General features: G+C 72.3%; 9 protein-coding genes and 2 pseudogenes. 1 reads left to right on the plus strand and 10 read right to left on the minus strand.

Annotation, left to right across the window (positions count from 1 at the left end; all coding sequences use genetic code 11):
• Positions 1-36 precede the first annotated feature (36 nt).
• From AB0761_RS02130 to AB0761_RS02170, 9 genes and pseudogenes are all read right to left on the minus strand, one after another.
• Complete coding sequence (locus AB0761_RS02130; RefSeq protein ID WP_377267108.1) at positions 37-843, minus strand: thioesterase family protein; 807 nt, start codon at positions 841-843, stop codon at positions 37-39.
• A 171-nt stretch (positions 844-1,014) separates the two neighbouring features.
• Positions 1,015-3,420: a polysaccharide lyase family protein gene (locus tag AB0761_RS02135; protein WP_377267109.1), complete on the minus strand. Its 2,406-nt coding sequence runs from the start codon at positions 3,418-3,420 to the stop codon at positions 1,015-1,017.
• Positions 3,421-3,559: 139 nt separating this feature from the next.
• On the minus strand, positions 3,560-4,591 hold the full coding sequence (locus AB0761_RS02140; RefSeq protein WP_377267110.1) for a LacI family DNA-binding transcriptional regulator: 1,032 nt from the start codon (positions 4,589-4,591) through the stop codon (positions 3,560-3,562).
• Positions 4,592-4,664: 73 nt separating this feature from the next.
• A pseudogene (locus tag AB0761_RS02145) lies at positions 4,665-5,456 on the minus strand (PmoA family protein); the annotation flags it as partial.
• The gene (locus tag AB0761_RS02150; protein ID WP_377267111.1) at positions 5,453-6,643 is read right to left on the minus strand and encodes a Gfo/Idh/MocA family protein; all 1,191 of its coding nucleotides are present in this window, start codon (positions 6,641-6,643) and stop codon (positions 5,453-5,455) included. The gene AB0761_RS02150 and the pseudogene AB0761_RS02145, both read right to left, overlap by 4 nt.
• Positions 6,640-7,227 carry a hypothetical protein gene (locus tag AB0761_RS02155; RefSeq protein ID WP_377267112.1) on the minus strand — a complete coding sequence of 196 codons (588 nt, stop codon included), beginning with the start codon at positions 7,225-7,227 and terminating at the stop codon, positions 6,640-6,642. Before AB0761_RS02155 ends, AB0761_RS02150 begins: the two co-directional genes overlap by 4 nt.
• A gap of 11 nt (positions 7,228-7,238) precedes the next feature.
• Positions 7,239-8,120: a carbohydrate ABC transporter permease gene (locus AB0761_RS02160; RefSeq protein WP_377267113.1), complete on the minus strand. Its 882-nt coding sequence runs from the start codon at positions 8,118-8,120 to the stop codon at positions 7,239-7,241.
• A complete protein-coding gene (locus AB0761_RS02165; protein ID WP_377267114.1) occupies positions 8,117-9,076 on the minus strand; it encodes a carbohydrate ABC transporter permease in 960 nt (319 codons plus the stop codon). Before AB0761_RS02165 ends, AB0761_RS02160 begins: the two co-directional genes overlap by 4 nt.
• Before the next feature lie 337 nt (positions 9,077-9,413).
• The gene (locus tag AB0761_RS02170) at positions 9,414-10,709 is read right to left on the minus strand and encodes an ABC transporter substrate-binding protein (RefSeq protein ID WP_377267115.1); all 1,296 of its coding nucleotides are present in this window, start codon (positions 10,707-10,709) and stop codon (positions 9,414-9,416) included.
• Positions 10,710-11,290: 581 nt separating this feature from the next.
• Between AB0761_RS02170 and AB0761_RS02175 the strand changes: the two are divergent.
• Positions 11,291-14,275 (plus strand): annotated as a pseudogene (locus AB0761_RS02175) (beta-galactosidase).
• A gap of 75 nt (positions 14,276-14,350) precedes the next feature.
• On the opposite strand, the gene AB0761_RS02180 reads toward AB0761_RS02175, so the two are convergent.
• Positions 14,351-16,795, minus strand: a complete 2,445-nt coding sequence (locus tag AB0761_RS02180; RefSeq protein WP_377267116.1) for a fibronectin type III domain-containing protein — start codon at positions 16,793-16,795, stop codon at positions 14,351-14,353.
• Positions 16,796-16,910 lie beyond the last annotated feature (115 nt).

Consider the following 16,910-nt stretch of genomic DNA (forward strand, 5'->3'; position numbering starts at 1 on the left):
CCGCCGACCCGTGCACCGGGCGGCGGGGCCGGACGCTCAGGAGCGCTGCGCCACGAAGAGGCTCTGCACACTGCGCCCGATGCGCCCCTGCTCGTCATGGAGCGCCGCCTCCGCCATGCCGAGGCCGGCGTCGTCGATGCTGGTGGAGGCGTCCAGGCAGACCCATTCGCCGATGGGCAGCCGGTGCAGATGCACCGTCAGATCGGGGTTGACGAAGACATGGGAGCCGAAGTCCAGCACATTGCTCACCCCGTTCCCCGAGTCGGCCGCGACCAGCACCCGCTCCAGGGGCGTGGTCTTCTCGGCCGCCACCAGCGGCACCCGCATCCGCATCCAGCAGGTCGCCGGGCCGCGGTCCAGGAACGATCCCGCGACGAACCGGCACTCCATGGCGGTGTGGTAGCCGACATCCCAGGGGACGGGGTAGAACGGCTCCTGCTGGGCGCTGTCCGGTGCGGGGACGGCGGGACCGGCCGCCACCGGGGCCAGCAGTCCGGGCTCCGTCCTGATGCGCAGCGCGGTCGCCCGCATCACCTCGTCCTCGCCGTCGGGGCGCAGGGATGCCTGCACCAGCTCGACGCTGCGGCCCTGGCGCAGCAGCCTGGTCTCCACCGTGAGGGGGCGGATCGGGACCGGTCGCAGGATGTCGAAGGTGATCCGGGCGAGCCGCATGTCCTCGCGGGCACCGGCCCGGTCCTGGACCGCGCGGCCGAGCAGCGCGGCGGGCGGGCCCGCGTGCTGGGTATCGGGGCTCCAGGGGCCCCGGGTGCAGGCGGTGGGCACGAAGCGGTCCTCCGCCAGTCGCTCGAAGAACGCCTCGGCTGTGCTGCTCGGCTCGCTCACGCTTCCCCTCCTCCGGGCGCCCGGCGGGGGCGCCGGGGCGGCGGTCCCTGGGGACCCGCAAGCCATATTACTGACCGGTATACCTGCTGTCAGCGGCTCGCTGCGGCACCGCCGCGGTGCCTCCGCTCCCGCCGGACGCGGGAGCGGAGGCACCGGGCACTGCCGCGGTTGTCAGCGCCGCCCCACCGCCGAGCCCCGCGCCCGGCCGCCGTTCGCGGTGAAGCCGATCGCTATGCGGTCGGCCTCCGACCGGGTCAGGCGGCTGCCGTCGATCTGCACGGTGGTGGTGACCGATCCTCCCGCCGGGATCGATGCGGCCACCGGAACCGGGAAGCGGTTCGGGTCGGCACCCACGACCGCGAGCCCGGCGTCGGGGCGGCCCCGGCCGTCCGGCCGGCCGATGCCGTCCAGCCGTACGTCGTTGGCCGCGCCGGCCCCGCGGTTGGTGATCTTCAGCTGCCAGGTGCGCACGCCCCGCCTGTCCCGCAGGCGGGTCACCTCGCCGACCAGGTCCGCAGGGGCCTGCGCCTCGGCCTCGTCGACCTCCAGCACCACCGTGTCCCAGCCGATGCCGTTGCCCGCCGCCGTCCCGGAGCCCCGGGTGAAGGTCACGGTGTTCGCGCCGGCCTTGAGCATCGATGCCGGGAAGGTCAGCACCCCCTTGCGCGGGAACCCGCTGCGGTCCGTCTGCCGGGCGATCGTCGAGTCGTTGTTGGCGGGCAGCGTTCCGACGATCCCGGCCGTCGAGCCGTTGACCGCCACCACGGGCGGCGAGCCCTGCTGCATCGACGTGGAGACGGTGAGGTAGGCGGTGCCGGTGGGGACCCGGTCCAGGGTGAAGGCGACGGTCCAGGTTCCGGCATTGGTCTGGGCGTAGTACCAGTCCCGCGGCTCCCAGTCGGAGCCGACGGTGAAGGTGAGGTCCCCCGGGACGGCTGCCGGCTTCGCGTAGGCCCGGGGCTCGGGCAGCGCGGGGGATCCGGTGGCCAGGGCGAACTCACCGCTGGTCCGGTCGGATCTGCCGATCTGCCAGAGGAAGGTGGAGCGCCCCGTCGGGGTCCAGACGATCTCCCCGAGGTCGTGGTGCGCCCCGCTCGGGGTGATCCCGGTCTGCTTGTACTGGTCGGTGACCGAACCGTCGGCCGCGAAGGCGTAGAGGGTGTACGAGCCGGGGGTGGTGGTGCCGGGCACCCAGGCCGGGGGGATGCCCGGGAGGGTGAACCCGCCCTGCTCGTCCGTCCTCACGAAGTAGGTGGGCTCATGGACGGTGTAGACGTCGTCGACGTCCTGGGTGGTGAGCAGCACCCAGAGATTCGCGGCCGGGCGGCCGTCGGAGATGCGCAGCCGTCCGGTGACGGTCGTACGGTGCTCCGGCGCCGGGTACAGCGGATCGCTGACCCAGGACGATCCGGCGCGGTTCTCCGCGATCTCCTGCTGTGCGATGCGCGCCGCGTCGGCGATCATCGCGTCGGGGTCCGCCGGGTCCCCGACGGTCAGATAGGTGAGCCACGGCCCGTAGAGCCGCCGGTACCCGGCCGGCAGGGCGTAGGCAGGCAGCCCGTAGTGGTTGGCGCCGAAGTAGTTGAGGATCAGCGCGTCCTGATGGATCGCCAGGTCCTGGTGCTGCGGGCCGACACCGTAGAACCCGGCCAGCGTACGGTCGGTGACACCGCCGAGCGGGGTGAACCAGGCCCCGAACCCATTGCCGTAGTGGCCGAACATCGGGTTCTCGTGGTGGTAGAGGCTCCACTCGTACTTGCTGTAGACGGTGCCCGGGGCGAGGTTGGCGGAGTTGCTCCCGGGTGAGGGCAGGGCCGGGTTGTTGACCCCGTCCACCTGCCAGGTCTCGTCCTGCACACTGGTCTGCGTCGCGAGATAGGCATAGGTGGGCTGCTGGCCCTTGCCCCGCTCCCAGTTGTAGCAGTGGTCGAAGACGGCGCGGTTCCACCGGGTGTTCATCCGCACCTCGTTGATGGAGGTGGCGGCGGTCGCCGTCAGGATGTTGTAGCCGTAGAGGCCGCGCCTGCCGGAGCGCATGACCAGATGGTGCTCGTGCTGAAGCGGGTTGCTGGTGGTGTCCACGAAGGCGATCTCCGCCAGCCCGTGCCCGACCCGCAGCACCCTGATCTCGCTGCAGACCAGTCGGCTCTTCCCGCCGGCCGCGTCGATGTAGAAGGAGTGCTGCCGGTCCGGGTCGCGCGGCTCGACACCGTTGAGGTCGTGGGCCAGCTCCGTACCGTCGACCACCACGGACGTGGCGGTGATCGAGACGTCGGACCAGCCGGTGACGCTGCCGCCCGCGGCGTCGTCACGGCCGAAGGTGAAACGCACCAGGCCGTTGTCCAGCACCACGGTGTCGACGTCCCCGGGGAAGGCGTAGCTGCCGACCTTCGCGGGCCTGCCGTTGAGCGTCAGGGTCACCCCCTGCGGCGCGTGCGGCGCGGCGGACCCGCCCGGTGCCCCGGCGGAGGTGGCCGCCGAGGCACCGCCGGTGCCGGCCGCCCATGCTGCCGTGGTCGCGGCGGCACCGAGCAGGCCCAGCGCGGTACGGCGGGTGGGTTGTGTCGGATGGTGCACGATGGCACTCCTTTGCGCTCGAAGAGGTTGCTGGTACACGCCGGCGGGGGCCGTAGCCCAGGCCGGACCGGGCCCCGGCCGCCGCGCGGCGGGGCTGCTGGGTGGTCCGGATCCGGCGGCCGCCGGGATCACGCGTGAATCAGAGGCGGTGGCGCAACGGCGGCGTACTCTCCCGGATCACCACCCGGCCGCGCAGCCGCCGCACCCTCGGGACCTCGACCGGGTCACTGAGCACCAGGTGCAGCGCGGCGTCGCCGAGCTGTTCCAGGTCCACCCGCACGGTGGTCAGCCGCGGGGTCACATCCCTCGCGGTGGCGATGTCGTCGAAGCCGGTCACCGCGATACCGGCGGGCAGCCGCAGCCCCTGGTCGCGCAGGGCCGCCAGCGCCCCCACCGCCATCACATCGTTGACGGCGCAGACGCACTCCACGTCCAGTCCCTGCCGCAGTGCCCTCCGCATCGCCGCATAGCCGCCGTCGCGGGTGAACTCCCCGGGGATCACATGCTCCTCGGGAAGACTGACGCCGTGCCGGGCGAACCCGGCCCGGAAACCGGCGAGCCGGTCGCGGGCGGTCGCCAGGGTGGCGGGTCCGGCGAGCACCGCGAAGCGCCGGTAACCCAGCCCCACCAGCTCACCGGCGAGCTCCTGCGCCCCGGCCTGGTTCTCCACCACCACGCTGTCCACCGGCAGATGCGGCTGGCTGACCGCGGCCACCCGCGCCCCGGTGGCCTGGAACCGCTCCACCTCGGTGCGCAGCCGCTCCAGCTCCACCCGGTCGGTGGTACGGCTGCCGACCAGGATGACGGCACGGACCCGCTGCCGGCGGAACGCCGCCACATAGTCGGCGTCGCGCTCGGGCCGCCGCAGAGTGCTGGAGACGGCCACCAGCAGGCCGGTCCGCTCGGCCCGCCGCATCACCCCGGAGGCCACCGCGGAGAAGTACGGGTCGTCGATGTCGTGCACCACCACGCCGACCACGTCCACATGTCCCCGCACCATCGCCCGGGCGGGCGCGTTGGGGGCGTAGTCCAGCTCGCGGGCGACCGCCGTCACCCGATGGCGCAGTTGCTCCCCCACCGAACGGGTACTGCCGTTGAGCACCCGGGACGCGGTGGAGAGCGACACCCCGGCCAGCTGCGCGACATCGCGGAGGGTCACCGCCCGGGCCATGCCGGCCCCTCCTCCCACCCCGCCCCGGCCGCGGCCGGCAGCGCGGCCGCACCCTGCCGGTCACGCACCCCGTCGCCAGTACCAGGCGGACGGTGATCGGCAGCTGCCGGCCGGGAGGCAGAACCAGCGGCCGGTCCCAGGCGAGCGACGAGCCGATCCCGAAGTACTCGCCCGCCCGTACGAACCACGGGTCCGCCGCGGTACGGGCATCTCCTGCGGACAGCACCGCGGTCCAGGAGGAGTCACCGTCGTCCACGGCCACCGCCAGCCAGTCCGCCCGTGCGCCGTGGACCTGCCGCTCGCCCTCGGCGTCGGCGGTGAAGACCGCGGTACGGCCGGGGCCGACGGCGGGCAGCCGCCAGAAGAAGCCGCCGTAGCCCGCCCCTGCCCGGCCCCCGCTGCCGGGACTGCCCAGGGACACGGGCCGGTCGCCGGCCGCGGACAGCACAGTGGACCACTCCAGCCACCAGGCGCCGCCCGGTGCCTCGGGGGTGCCGGTGCGCACCCGCCGCTCCTCGTGCAGCAGTTCACGCCCCGAGGCGTCGCACCACACCAGCCGGTGCTCCAGCGCGCCCGCGGTGACAGCCGGGGCCGAACTCTCCCGGACCACACCGAGCTCCGCCTCCCGGTAGCCGGCCCCGGGGACCCAGCTGGGGCCGCCCCAGAGGTTGACCCCGTCCACATCCGGCAGCGCGATCCCGAAGCCCCGGTGCCAGGGGTGGTCGGGCGGGTGGGCGCCGGTGACCACGGTTCCGCCGCGGGTGCGCAGCGGATGCAGCGCGGGCCGTGCCACCACCTGCGGCAGGGCACCGCCGTCCCAGCCGTACCGGGCGACCTCCCGGCCGCCGACGGTGAAGCGGGTCATCCCGCGACCCCCGTCCGCGGCGCCGGAACCGGACACGGGTCCGGGGACGGGTCCGGGGACGGCGCCGAGCCCTGCGACGCCCAGGCCACCCCGAGTTCGGCGAAGGTCGCCAGCCGCTCCGCCGAGGTGCGGACCGCGTCCTCCACCCCGGCCACCTCCGCACGGGCGGCGTCGCCCTCGCCACGGCGGCGCACCCAGCGCCGGTCGATCGGCACCGGGTCGGGCGCGGTGCGCACCGCCTCCAGGACCCGCATAAAGCCGCCGCAGGAGTCCACCGGCGACCGCAGGGGCACCTCCGGGTCGTCCAGATGCGCCAGCAGGTTCTCCAGGAGCGTGGTACCGCCGTGGTGCTCCGCCCGGCCGTCGACCACCAGCAGGTCCCGGGTGTAGTGGAGTTCCGCACGTCCGCGGCTGCCGTGCACCACCAGCACCGGCTCGGACTCCACCGCGGCGCAGAGGGTCACCGCCACCGTCACCACGGTGCCGCGCACGGTACGCAGCCGCACGCAGGAGGTGTCGTCGGCCTGGATGTCCCGCGCCCGCAGCAGTTCCAGCTCCACGGCGGCGATGTCGCCGTAACCGGTGCTGCCGTCGAGGACGAGCGCGGTGGCGACCGCATGGGCGAACGGGTTGGTCAGCGCACCGTCGGTCACCGGCACACCGTCCATCTCCCGGCGACCGGCCCAGGACGCCCGCCGGTAGTAGCCGTCGGTGCGGGACCAGGCGCCGTACGCCCCGATCCCCCGGAGCTCCCCGAGCCGCCCTTCGCGGATCAGCGCGGACAGCCGGGTGAGGGCGTCCGAGGCAAGGCTCTGGAAGCCCAGCTGGCAGACGAGCCCGGCCGACCGTGTCAGCTCCACCAGTTCCCGCCAGCCGGCCAGTGTGGGCGTGGGCGGCTTCTCCAGCAGCAGATGCGCGCCGGAGGCGAGCACCTGGCGCCCGAGGGCCTGGTGGGTGTGGATCGGTGTGGCGACGATGCCGATCTCCGCGCCGGTGCGGTCCAGCAGGCGTGCCAGATCGGTGTCCACCGGCCGGTCACCGACCAGGGTCCGGCCCTCGTCGTCCAGCGGGTGCACCTCGCACACCCCTGCCAGCCGCACCGCGCCGGCCGCCTCCAGCGCCGCGAGTTGGCGCAGATAGCCCCGGCCGTAGCCGGAGGCCCCGGCGAGCACCACCGTCCGGCTCACCGTGCCTCCCGCCGCTCCACCGCGACCGCCGCCATGACCAGCAGCCCGGGCAGGACCACCAGGAACGCCGGCACCTGAAGGGCCACCACGGCGAGCACCACCAGGGCTCCGGCCAGCAGCAGGCTGCCCCGCCAGTCGCGCAGCACCACGGGGGCCGTCCCGGCGAGCACCGGACGCCATGCGCTGCCGGGCCGCCAGCGCGCCGAGCCGCGCACCGCGAGCAGCAGTACCAGCGCCAGCGCCGCCGCGACCGCCGGCCCCAGCACCGCGCCGCCGGGCAGCCCGGCGGCCAGTGCCAGCGCGTCCAGCCCCGCGACGGCTGCGGCCAGCAGCGGGGCGAGCACGACCAGCGGCTGCCGCAGTGAGGCAGCCAGCAGGGTGAGGAAGCGGCGTACGGTCGGGGTCCGCTCCGTCTCCACCAGCTCCCTCAGCAGGACCGATCCGGCGCCCGCCGCGGCCAGTGAGGTCACCACCGGCAGTGCGGCCACGCAGACCAGCACCCCGATCAGCAGTACCTCGGCCACCAGGGTGAACTGGCGGAGCAGTAGGTCCCCGGGCCGCCGGGTGTCACGGTGCGCACTCATCGTCTGCCCCCTCAACCCTTGAGACCGGAGGTGGAGACGCCCTCCACCAGGAACCGCTGGAACGCCAGGAAGAACAGCCCGATGGGCACCAGTGCCAGCACGGACATCGCGAACATCGGGCCGAAGGAGGACTTGCTGGTCTGGTCGACGAAGATCTGCAGCGCCAGCGGCAGGGTGAACTTCGACGGGTCGTTGAGGTAGATCAGCTGGGTGAAGAAGTCGTTCCAGGTCCAGATGAAGGTGAAGATGGCGGTGGTGATCAGTGCCGGCCGCAGCAGCGGGAGGATCACGTACCAGAACGTCCGGAACGGTCCGCAGCCGTCGACGGTGGCCGTCTCGTCCAGCTCCCGCGGCAGGCCGCGGACGAACTGCACCATCAGGAAGACGAAGAACGCGTCGGTGGCGAGGAACTTGGGCAGGATCAGCGGCCAGAAGGTGTTCACCAGGCCGAGCTTCTGGAAGACGATGTACTGCGGGATCAGCACCACATGCTGGGGCAGCATGATGGTGGAGATCATGAACCCGAAGAGCGGTCCGCGGCCGCGGAAGTGCATCCTGCCGAACGCATAGGCGGCCAGTGAGCAGGACACCACATTGCCGATCACCGCACCGGCCGAGATCGCCAGCGAGTTGCCGAAGTACCGCCAGATGCTGATGCCGGCGACCCCGCTGAAGGCCTGTCCGTAGTTGCCCGAGGTGGCGTGCCCGGGCAGCAGCGCCAGGTTGGACAGCACCTCGTCCGCGGGCTTGAAGGAGGTGGAGACCAGCCAGATGACCGGGTACAGCAGTACCAGCACCACGACCAGCACGGCCGCGTGCCACAGGACGGACCTCCCGGCGCGGCCGACACCGCGGCCCGGGACCGCCACCGCGATTCTCGCCTCGGCGCTCATCGCTTGCCCTCCCCGATGTAGAAGACCCACTTGCTGGCGCTGCGGAAGAGCAGGACGGTGATGGCGGCGACCACGACCAGCAGCACCCAGGCCATCGCGGACGCATAGCCCATCCGGAAGTCGTTGAACCCGCGCTGGTACAGGTAGAGCGTGTAGAGCAGCGTCGAGTCGCTCGGGCCGCCGCGGCCGCTGCTGATGATGAAGGCGCTGGTGAACGACTGGAACGCATGGATGGTCTCCAGCACCAGGTTGAACAGCAGCACCGGGGAGAGCATCGGCAGCGTCACCGCGAAGAACCGCCGGACCGGGCCTGCGCCGTCCAGTGAGGCGGCCTCGTACAGCTCCCTCGGCACCTGCTTCAGACCGGCCAGGAAGATCACCATCGGCGCGCCGAACTGCCACACCGCCAGCGCGATCACGGTCAGCAGGGCGTAGCGCGGCTGGTCCACCAGGCTGCCGACATGGATGCCGAACACCTCCAGCACCCGTCCCACGACACCGCCGCTGCCGTACATCGCCCGCCACACCAGCGCCACGCTGACGCTGGCGCCCAGCAGTGAGGGCGCATAGAAGGCCGAGCGGTAGAAGCCGGTGCCGCGCCGCTCCTTGTTGAGCAGCAGCGCGACCGCGAGTGCCAGCGCCAGCTTCAGCGGCACCGAGACCACGACGTACTCCAGGGTGGCCGTCACCGCGTGCCAGTAGCGGTCGTCCTGGGTGAACATCCGGACGTAGTTGTCGAACCCGACGAACCGGGGGGAGTCGAAGAGGTCGTAGTCGGTGAAGGACAGATACAGCGACGCCAGCATCGGTCCCACGGTCAGCACCGTCGCCCCGATGATCCACGGCGACAGGAACACATACGCCGCACGGTCGCGGCGACGGCGCGGCCTGGCCTGCCGGGGCGCGACCACGGCCGCCCGCCGGGACTCCGGACGGGTCAGTGCGGTGTTGGACATCACGTCATCCTTCCTTCGCCGACCGGGGTGCCGGCCTGGGCACGGGGACCGGTGCGGACCCCCCGCGGCCGGCCCGCGGCCGCCGCCGCGGCAGGGCCCGGAGAACCCTGTGCCGCGGCCGGCCGGGTGGCTGCGGCGGGCTCGCCGCCGCCCGGCCCCCGGCCGGGTGCCGCCGGGTGCCGTCGGCGGCCGGTCGCCCTCGCCGCCTCACGGCTGCTCGGGTCGGCGGGTGGCGGCGGCGGTGCCGCGGCGGGGTCGGGAGCCAGGTGGAGCACGGTGCAAGAGCCTTTCCGGGGACGGAGGCGGGCGAGCCGGGGCCGGGAGCGGGGTGGTGGCGTCAGGGGGCCAGCGACTGCTGGGCGTCGCTCACCACCCGGGCGGCGGCGTCGGCCACGCTGGTCCTGCCGAAGATCACGTCGTCGTAGACCTGCTGGAAGTCGGTCTTGATCGACGAGGAGCCGCTGGGCCACAGCCAGCTGGAGGAGGGCCCCATCTTGCTGTCGACGCCCTTCTCGTAGTCGCACACGGCCTTGCTGTCGCTGGCGGCGGCGGCGCAGACCTGGGTGCGGATGTCGGTGTTGGCCGGCACACCGCGGGTGGCGCCCAGGGCCGTTCCTGCCTCAGAGTCGTTGACCAGGAAGTTCAGCAGCTTGGCGGCGGCGTCCTTGTGGCCGGAGTGCTGAGCCACACCGAAGTAGACCGGCGCGAGCGCGGCCATCCCCGACTGCGAGCCCTCGCTGGGCAGCGCCGCGGTCTTGAGGGTCCCCTTGTAGGAGGAGATGTACGCGGTGAGGTTGGAGTCGTAGTTGATCTCCGAGGCCGCCTGGCCGAGCACCAGCGCGGAGTTCTGCGTCGACCCGTCCATCTTGGTGGTCGCCTCCGCCGAGCTCACCCCCTTGCTGCGGCGCATCTCACCGGTCATGTTCCAGAACTGCTCCAGGTCGCCCGCGGTGAAGCCGAGCTTGCCGTCGCCGGTGTAGAGCTGCTTGCCCTGCTCGTGCAGCCAGGAGTCGAACCAGTCGACGGCCCAGCCGAAGTCGGTGGTCCCGGGTGTACCGGTGGCCGTACCGACCTTCTCCATGTCCTTGGTGAACTGCTCCCAGGTCCATCCGGTGTCCGGCACCGTCACCCCGGCCTTGGCGAACTTGTCAGCGTCGTACACCAGCACCTGGGTGGTCTGGCCGCCGGGCACCGCGTACTGCTTGCCGTCGACCTTGCCGCCGGAGAGCAGATTGGCGGGCACCTTGTCGACCGTGAGCGTGCTGCCCACATATCCGCTGAGGTCGGCCAGCACATGCTTGTGCTGGTACTCGCCGAAGGTCGGGCGGTCCAGCTGCATCAGGTCAGGTGCCGCGCCGCCGGCCACCTGCGTGGTCAGCTTCTGGACGTATGCTGCGTAGCCGCTGAACTCGGTCTGCACATGGATGTTGGGATACTTCTTCTCGAACAGCGCCACGGCCTTCTTGGTCGCGGCCGCACGGTCGTCGTTGCCCCACCAGACAAAACGAATGGTCTGCGTCCCACCGCTGCTGCTGCCGCCGGATGACCCGCAGGCGCTCAGCGCCCCTGTGAGGGTGACCGACATGGCAGCCACCGCCCCCCAGACGCCCCAGCGGAACGATCGCCCTCTCATGCGTTTCCCCTTCCTGCCCCATGGAAATTTCTGAATCGGTTCAAGCGGCACCGTAGGTGGCAGAGGGCACCCCGTCAAGGGATTGGGAAAGCGCTGTCCTCAGCTGGACGGTAAAGCTTGCGCAGCCCTGCACCAGGGGGCGCCACGGCTTGCAGCCCGGTCCGACGGCCCGTCACCCGTCGCACCAAAACGGCTCTGTCCTGGGATGATGCCCTGATGATGGCTTGACTGCGCCCACACTCCCGACAGGTACCCCGAGGCGGACACGGTGCCCAAACCTCCTGGACGGAAGTGGCCATCAGGACAGCGCTTTCTTTCACGGCTGCGCGATCCCTTGACAGGGCAGCGACACGGGATTTAGATCGGTTCATCCACGGTCCGACCACCCGGCACCGCAGTCGCGACCACCCCGCCGCAGCCGCCGGACCCAACGGCCGCAGCAGCGGTCCGTTCCGGTCCCCGCGCATGCGCTGCCCTTCCCGCCCCTCCCCCGTACCCGCCGGCATCCAGCGGCAGGGGAGCCGAGGCGCCGCCCCAGTCCGATCCCGGCCTGCACAGCCGATTTCCCAGCGGAGGCACATGTGGAGCTCAGCCGTAGAGGATTCACCCTGCTGGGCAGCGGTCTCGCTGCCGGGCTGGCCACCCGGTCCGGCCTGCCCCCGGAGGCCTCGGCGCCCCCGGCGGGCTCCGCGCCACCGGTCGCACAGCCTACGGGGCTGCGACCCGGCGCCGCCCGTTCTGTCGGCTTCGACCACTATTCCGTGCTGCTGGACGGGAGCCGTATCGCGGTCTGGTCCGGGGAGTTCCACCCCTTCCGGCTGCCCAGCCCCTCCCTGTGGCGCGACATCCTGCAGAAGTTCCGGGCGAGCGGCTACAACACCGTCTGCATCTACGTCTCCTGGAACTACCACTCCCCCGCACCGGGGACCTATGACTTCACCGGCGTACGCGACCTGGGAGCGATGCTCGACATGGCGGCCGAGGAGGGCCTCCATGTCATCGTCCGCCCCGGCCCCTACATCAACGCCGAGGTGGACGCCGGCGGCTACCCCGGCTGGCTCACCGCCACCGCCGGCACCGCCCGCACCGACGACCCGACCTACCTCGGCCATGTCGACCAGTGGCTCACCGCCGTCAACGCGGTGATCGCACCCCGCCAGTACACCTCCGGCGGCGGCACCGTACTGCTCTACCAGCTGGAGAACGAGTACGCCGCCCACATCGGTGACGGCGCGGGAGCCCGTTATCTGTCCCATCTGTACGCCACCGCCCGCGCGACCGGCATCGAGGTGCCGCTGTTCCACAACGACAAGGGCCGCAACGGCTACTGGACACCCGGGTCCTTCCCCACCGACGGGGAGAGCGGCCGCTACCTCTACGCCTTCGACGGATACCCCGGCCCCACCGGCGCCCCGCCCGACTGGGGCCTCTTCGGCCCGGGCGGCGCCAAGGGCGGCCACCGCCAGCCCCGGCACCCCCGGCTTCCTCGCCGAGTTCGGCGGCGGCTGGTTCGACTGCTGGGGCGGCGCGGAGTTCGACGGACAGGGCTACGCCGGCGCCAGGGCAACCCGCGACGCCGCCTATGAACGCCGCTTCTACCTCACCAACCTGGCCAACGGCATCACCGTCCACAACGTCTACATGACCTTCGGCGGGACCTCCTGGGGCTGGCTCCCCGCCCCCGTCGTGTACACCTCCTACGACTACGGCGCCGCCATCGACGAGGCCCGCAACCTCACCTCGAAGATCCCCCCGATGAAACAGCTCGGCTGCATGCTCGACGCGGTCCCGGAGCTGGCCGCGCTGGACCGGGCCTCCGACACCGCTGCCGACGACACCGCCGTCAGGGTCTACCACCTCGCGAGCCCCACCACCCCCGCGCATGTCTATGTGGTCCGCAACGACACCTCACTGGACCGCGCCTTCACCCTCCCGATGGCGACCGAGGCAGGCACCGTCACCGTCCCGGTCGGACTGCGCGCCCATGACGCCCGGCTGCTGGCCACCGGGATCGCGCTGGGCTCCCGCCGGCTGCGCTGGACCACCGCGCAGCCGATGATCCAGGACACCATCGGCCGCCAGGACGTGGCTGTGCTGGTCTCCCGCCCCGGTGACTCCGTCGAGCTGGCCCTGGCCGCTTCGCAGGCCCCCGCCGTCAGCGTCCTCGACGGCGCCGCGCAGACCTCGTACGACGCCTCCGCCGGGCTGCTGACGATCACCGCCACGCTCTCCGGCCTCACCCGTCTGCACATCTCCGGGGACGGCCACCCCTCACCCCTGCTGCTGCTCCTGGCCGACGACGACGCCTCCGCCGCGCTCTGGCGCCACGACACCACCTCGGGCCCCCTGCTGCTGCGGGGTCCGGCCCTGCTCCGCGGGGCGCGGGTGGACGGCGCGACGGTCCATCTCACCGGGGACACCACCGCCCCGAGCGACCTGGAGGTCTGGGCGCCCGCGGGATCGAGGCCGTGCTCTGGAACGGCCGTCCCGTCCCGGTCACCATGTCGCCCTCCGGCAGCCTGACGGCCCGTCATCAACTGTCCGGCCCCGCCTCCCTCGCCCTGCCGAAGCTCACCGGCTGGCGCCGGGCCGAGGAGAACCCCGAGTCCGAGCCCGGCTACGACGACTCCGCCTGGGCGGTGGCCGACCGGACCACTTCCCACAGCACCACCCCGGTGCCGGCGGGCGGCCCGGTGCTCTTCGCCGACGACTACGGCTTCCACTACGGCGACGTCTGGTACCGCACCACCTTCACCGGACCGGTCGACAGCGCCACGGTCGAACTCGCGTATCAGACCGGCACCCAGGGCCTCCTCATGGCCTGGCTGGACGGCGCCCCACTGGGCGCCCACCGGATGCCCGTCCCCACCAAGGCCCAGGCCACCACCGGCACCTGGTCCGCGACCGCGGCCTTCCCGGTGCCGGACACCTCACGCGGGGACGGCCGGCATGTGCTGGCCGTACTGGTCCGCCCGATGGCGCACGACGAGGACGGCGGCGCCAACGACGCCTTCAAGGCCGCCCGCGGACTCGTCTCGGCCGCCTTCACTCCCGGCTCCGGCTCCGGCCCGGCCCCGGCGCTGACCTGGCGGATCCAGGGCGCAGGGCCCGCCGACCCGCTGCGCGGCCCGCTCAACACCGGCGGCCTGCACGGCGAACGCGCCGGCTGGCACCTCCCCCACCACGACGACCGCCACTGGCAGCCGACCACCCTCCCCCACACCGGCACCCGCCAGGGCGTCACCTGGTACCGCACCGACTTCCGCCTCGCCGTACCCCACGGCACCGACGCCTCCCTCGGCCTCACCCTCACCGACGACCCCGCGCACGCCTACCGCATCCAGCTCTTCCTCAACGGCTGGAACCTCGGCCAGTACATCAACGACGTCGGCCCCCAGCACACCTTCGTCCTGCCCAACGGGATCCTCGACCCCCACGGCCACAACACCCTCGCCCTCGCCGTCCTCAGCGACGGCACCACCCCCGCCGGACCGGGAAACGCAGAGCTCACCCTGCTCGGCGCCGCAGCCGGCGGCCTCCCCCTGGAGCTTCTCCCGGCGCGGTGACCGGGACGCACAGGCCGAGGGTCCGCCGCGCCGTGACGGCGCGGCGGACCCTCGGTGCGGAAGGGACGAATCCCGTCAGGGGATGGGGTTGAGCGCGACCGGTGGGGCGGTGACGGTCTGCGCAACGACGGGGTACCAGGCGCTGTTGCCCGAGGTGTCGACCACCCTGAGCCGGAAGCTGTAGGCGGTGGCGGGGGTGAGCCCGGTGGCCGTGAGTGCCAGGGCCGCGCCGTCGGCCGTGGCGATGCGGTGGCCGGTGCGGTAGAGCTCATAGCGGCCGATGCCGTGGTCGTCCGTGGCCGCCGTCCAGGTGAGTGCGGCCCAGGTGCTGCCCGTGCTGCCGGGCACCACGGAGAAGGCACTGCCGCCGGCGGGCGGCACCGGCGGGGTGCGGTCGGCGGTGCCGGTGGTGCGTACCCGTGCCCGGGGGCCGTCCGTGGTGGCGCCGGTGGCGTCGACCGCCTGGACCTGCACGGTGTGCACCGTGTCCGGGGCCAGACCGGTGACCTGCCCGCTGTGGGTGCCGCCGGCGAACGCGGCGGCGAACCGCCCGTCGACCAGGATGCGGTAGCCGGTGACGGCCGAGGTGTCGCTCGCGGTCGACCAGTCGAGCGTGACGGCGGTGTCGGAGGGCAATGCGGTCACGGTGGCGTGCTGCGGCCAGACGGGGGCGCGGGCGGCGTCCTCGGAGACCGCCGTCTCCGTGGTGCCGGGGCCGAAGGACAGCCCGGTGGAGTCCTGGATCTGCCAGGGGTCCGCGGTGGTGTCGAAGACGACCCCGTCGAAGCTGCTGTCCCGCAGATAGCGCAGCGAGGCGGGCTTGGCGGCGAGGAAGCGCACATCGCTGAAGCGCAGTCGCTGGTGGTAGCTGTCGGGGACCCCCAGGACCTTGATCGACTCCTGTCCGGTGCCGTCCACGGTGACATGCTGGACCGTGACATCGGTGAAGTGCGCCTTGTCCGGCGCCGGTTCGAAGGTGATGGCGGCGTTGGGGTCGGCGTAGGCGGAGGTGAAGACGAAGGCCTGGGTCCCGATGTCCTTCAGCGCGTTGTCGCGGAAGAGCACACGCCTGGCACCGCCGCCGTTCTGCGGGGCGGTCTTCATCCGCAGTCCGATGTCGGTGCCTTCGATGACATTGTCCTCGGCGGTGATGTCCTGGATCCAGGCGCCCGTGTGGCTGCCCGCCACGACCGCGCCATGGCCGCGGTGGAAGTAGTTGTCGAAGATCCAGGCACCTCCGGTGGGGACGTCCTGCTCGGCCTGGGCGCCGAGCCCCGCGGCGAAGTTCATCGCGTCGTCACCGGTGTCGAAGACGGTGCCGAAGACGGTCAGCCCGCTGCCGTGGCCGAAGTCGATGCCGTCCCCGTTGTTGATGTCATAGGTGGTCAGCCGGGTGTCGGCGACGGTGACGTCGTCGCTGTGCAGGCTGACCAGGGTGTGGTACGAGGGGTTCACGGCGGTGATGTCGCCCAGGTAGGCGTTGCGTACGCCGCGCAGGGTGATCAGGTTGGAGCGGGTGCTGTAGGCTCCGGTGCTGCCCAGCGCGGTGGCCTTCGCCACCTGTGCCTTGGCGAGGATGCCGTTGGCCTCCAGGGTGGCGGGGCTGCTCTCCGCGGAGACGGGGAAGCCGTCGGCGTCGGTGCCGTCCTGCTTCCAGCCGTTGCCGTCGATGGTGCCGCCGCCGGTGATCCTGATGTCGTGCAGGGAGCCGTAGTCCCAGGTCTGGGCGTTCAGCAGGGAGTGGAAGCGGGGGTCCGTCGAGTATGCGTACATCTGGTACCCGTACGGGTAGTCGTCGGCGTCGGCGGAGCCCAGCAGGGTGGCGCCGGTGGCCACCTCGAAGGTGAGGTCGCTCTTGAGCCACAGCGCCCCGGTTCTGAACACCCCTCCGCTGAGCAGCACCTTGCTGCCCGGGGTGGCCGCGTCGATGGCGGCCTGGACGGCGGCGGTGTCCAGGGTGCTGCCGTCGCCCGCCGCTCCGTAGTCGCGGACGTCGAAGACCTTGGGGACGGCGGTGGTCGACTGCACGACGGAAGTGCTGTCGGCGGACTCCTGGCCGGCGCTGTCCACCGCGCGTACGGTGAAGCGGTAGCGGGTGTGCGGCCGCAGTCCCTCGGCGGTGAAGTGGTGGGCGAGGACGCGGACCTGGCGGGAGTTGGCCGGGTCGGCGTAGAAGCGGTCGATGTACGGCTGGGCCGCGGAGGCGGAGTCCTGCCCGGCGGTACCGATGTAGGAGCCGTCCCGGTAGACGCGGTAGCCGGTGATGCCGGCCCGGTCGTCCGGCTGGTCCCAGACCAGGCTGATGCTGTCCTCGTCGTACGCCAGGGCCGGCACCCGCAGATGCCCCGGGGCGCTCGGACTGGCCGCCGAGGCCGTCCGCAGCGCGGCCGGCGGCTGCGGGGAGGCCGCTGCGGCGGGGACGGCCGGTGCGGCCGCCAGGGCCGTGCCGAGGGCCAGAGCGGTAGTGAGGCAGCGGCGCAGCCCTGGGTGGGCGGACGGCCGTGATGGCGCAGGTGTCACAGGCTTCCCTCTCTGACAGGCTCAGCAGGGTGCACGAGTGTGAACGCCGGACATATACATGTCCGGCCCTGCGACCTTAGGGAGCGTGGGAATCCGCCGTCAACAGGTGCGGAGG

This window comes from Peterkaempfera podocarpi (assembly GCF_042466665.1).
In the GTDB taxonomy this organism is placed as follows: Bacteria; Actinomycetota; Actinomycetes; order Streptomycetales; family Streptomycetaceae; genus Peterkaempfera; species Peterkaempfera podocarpi.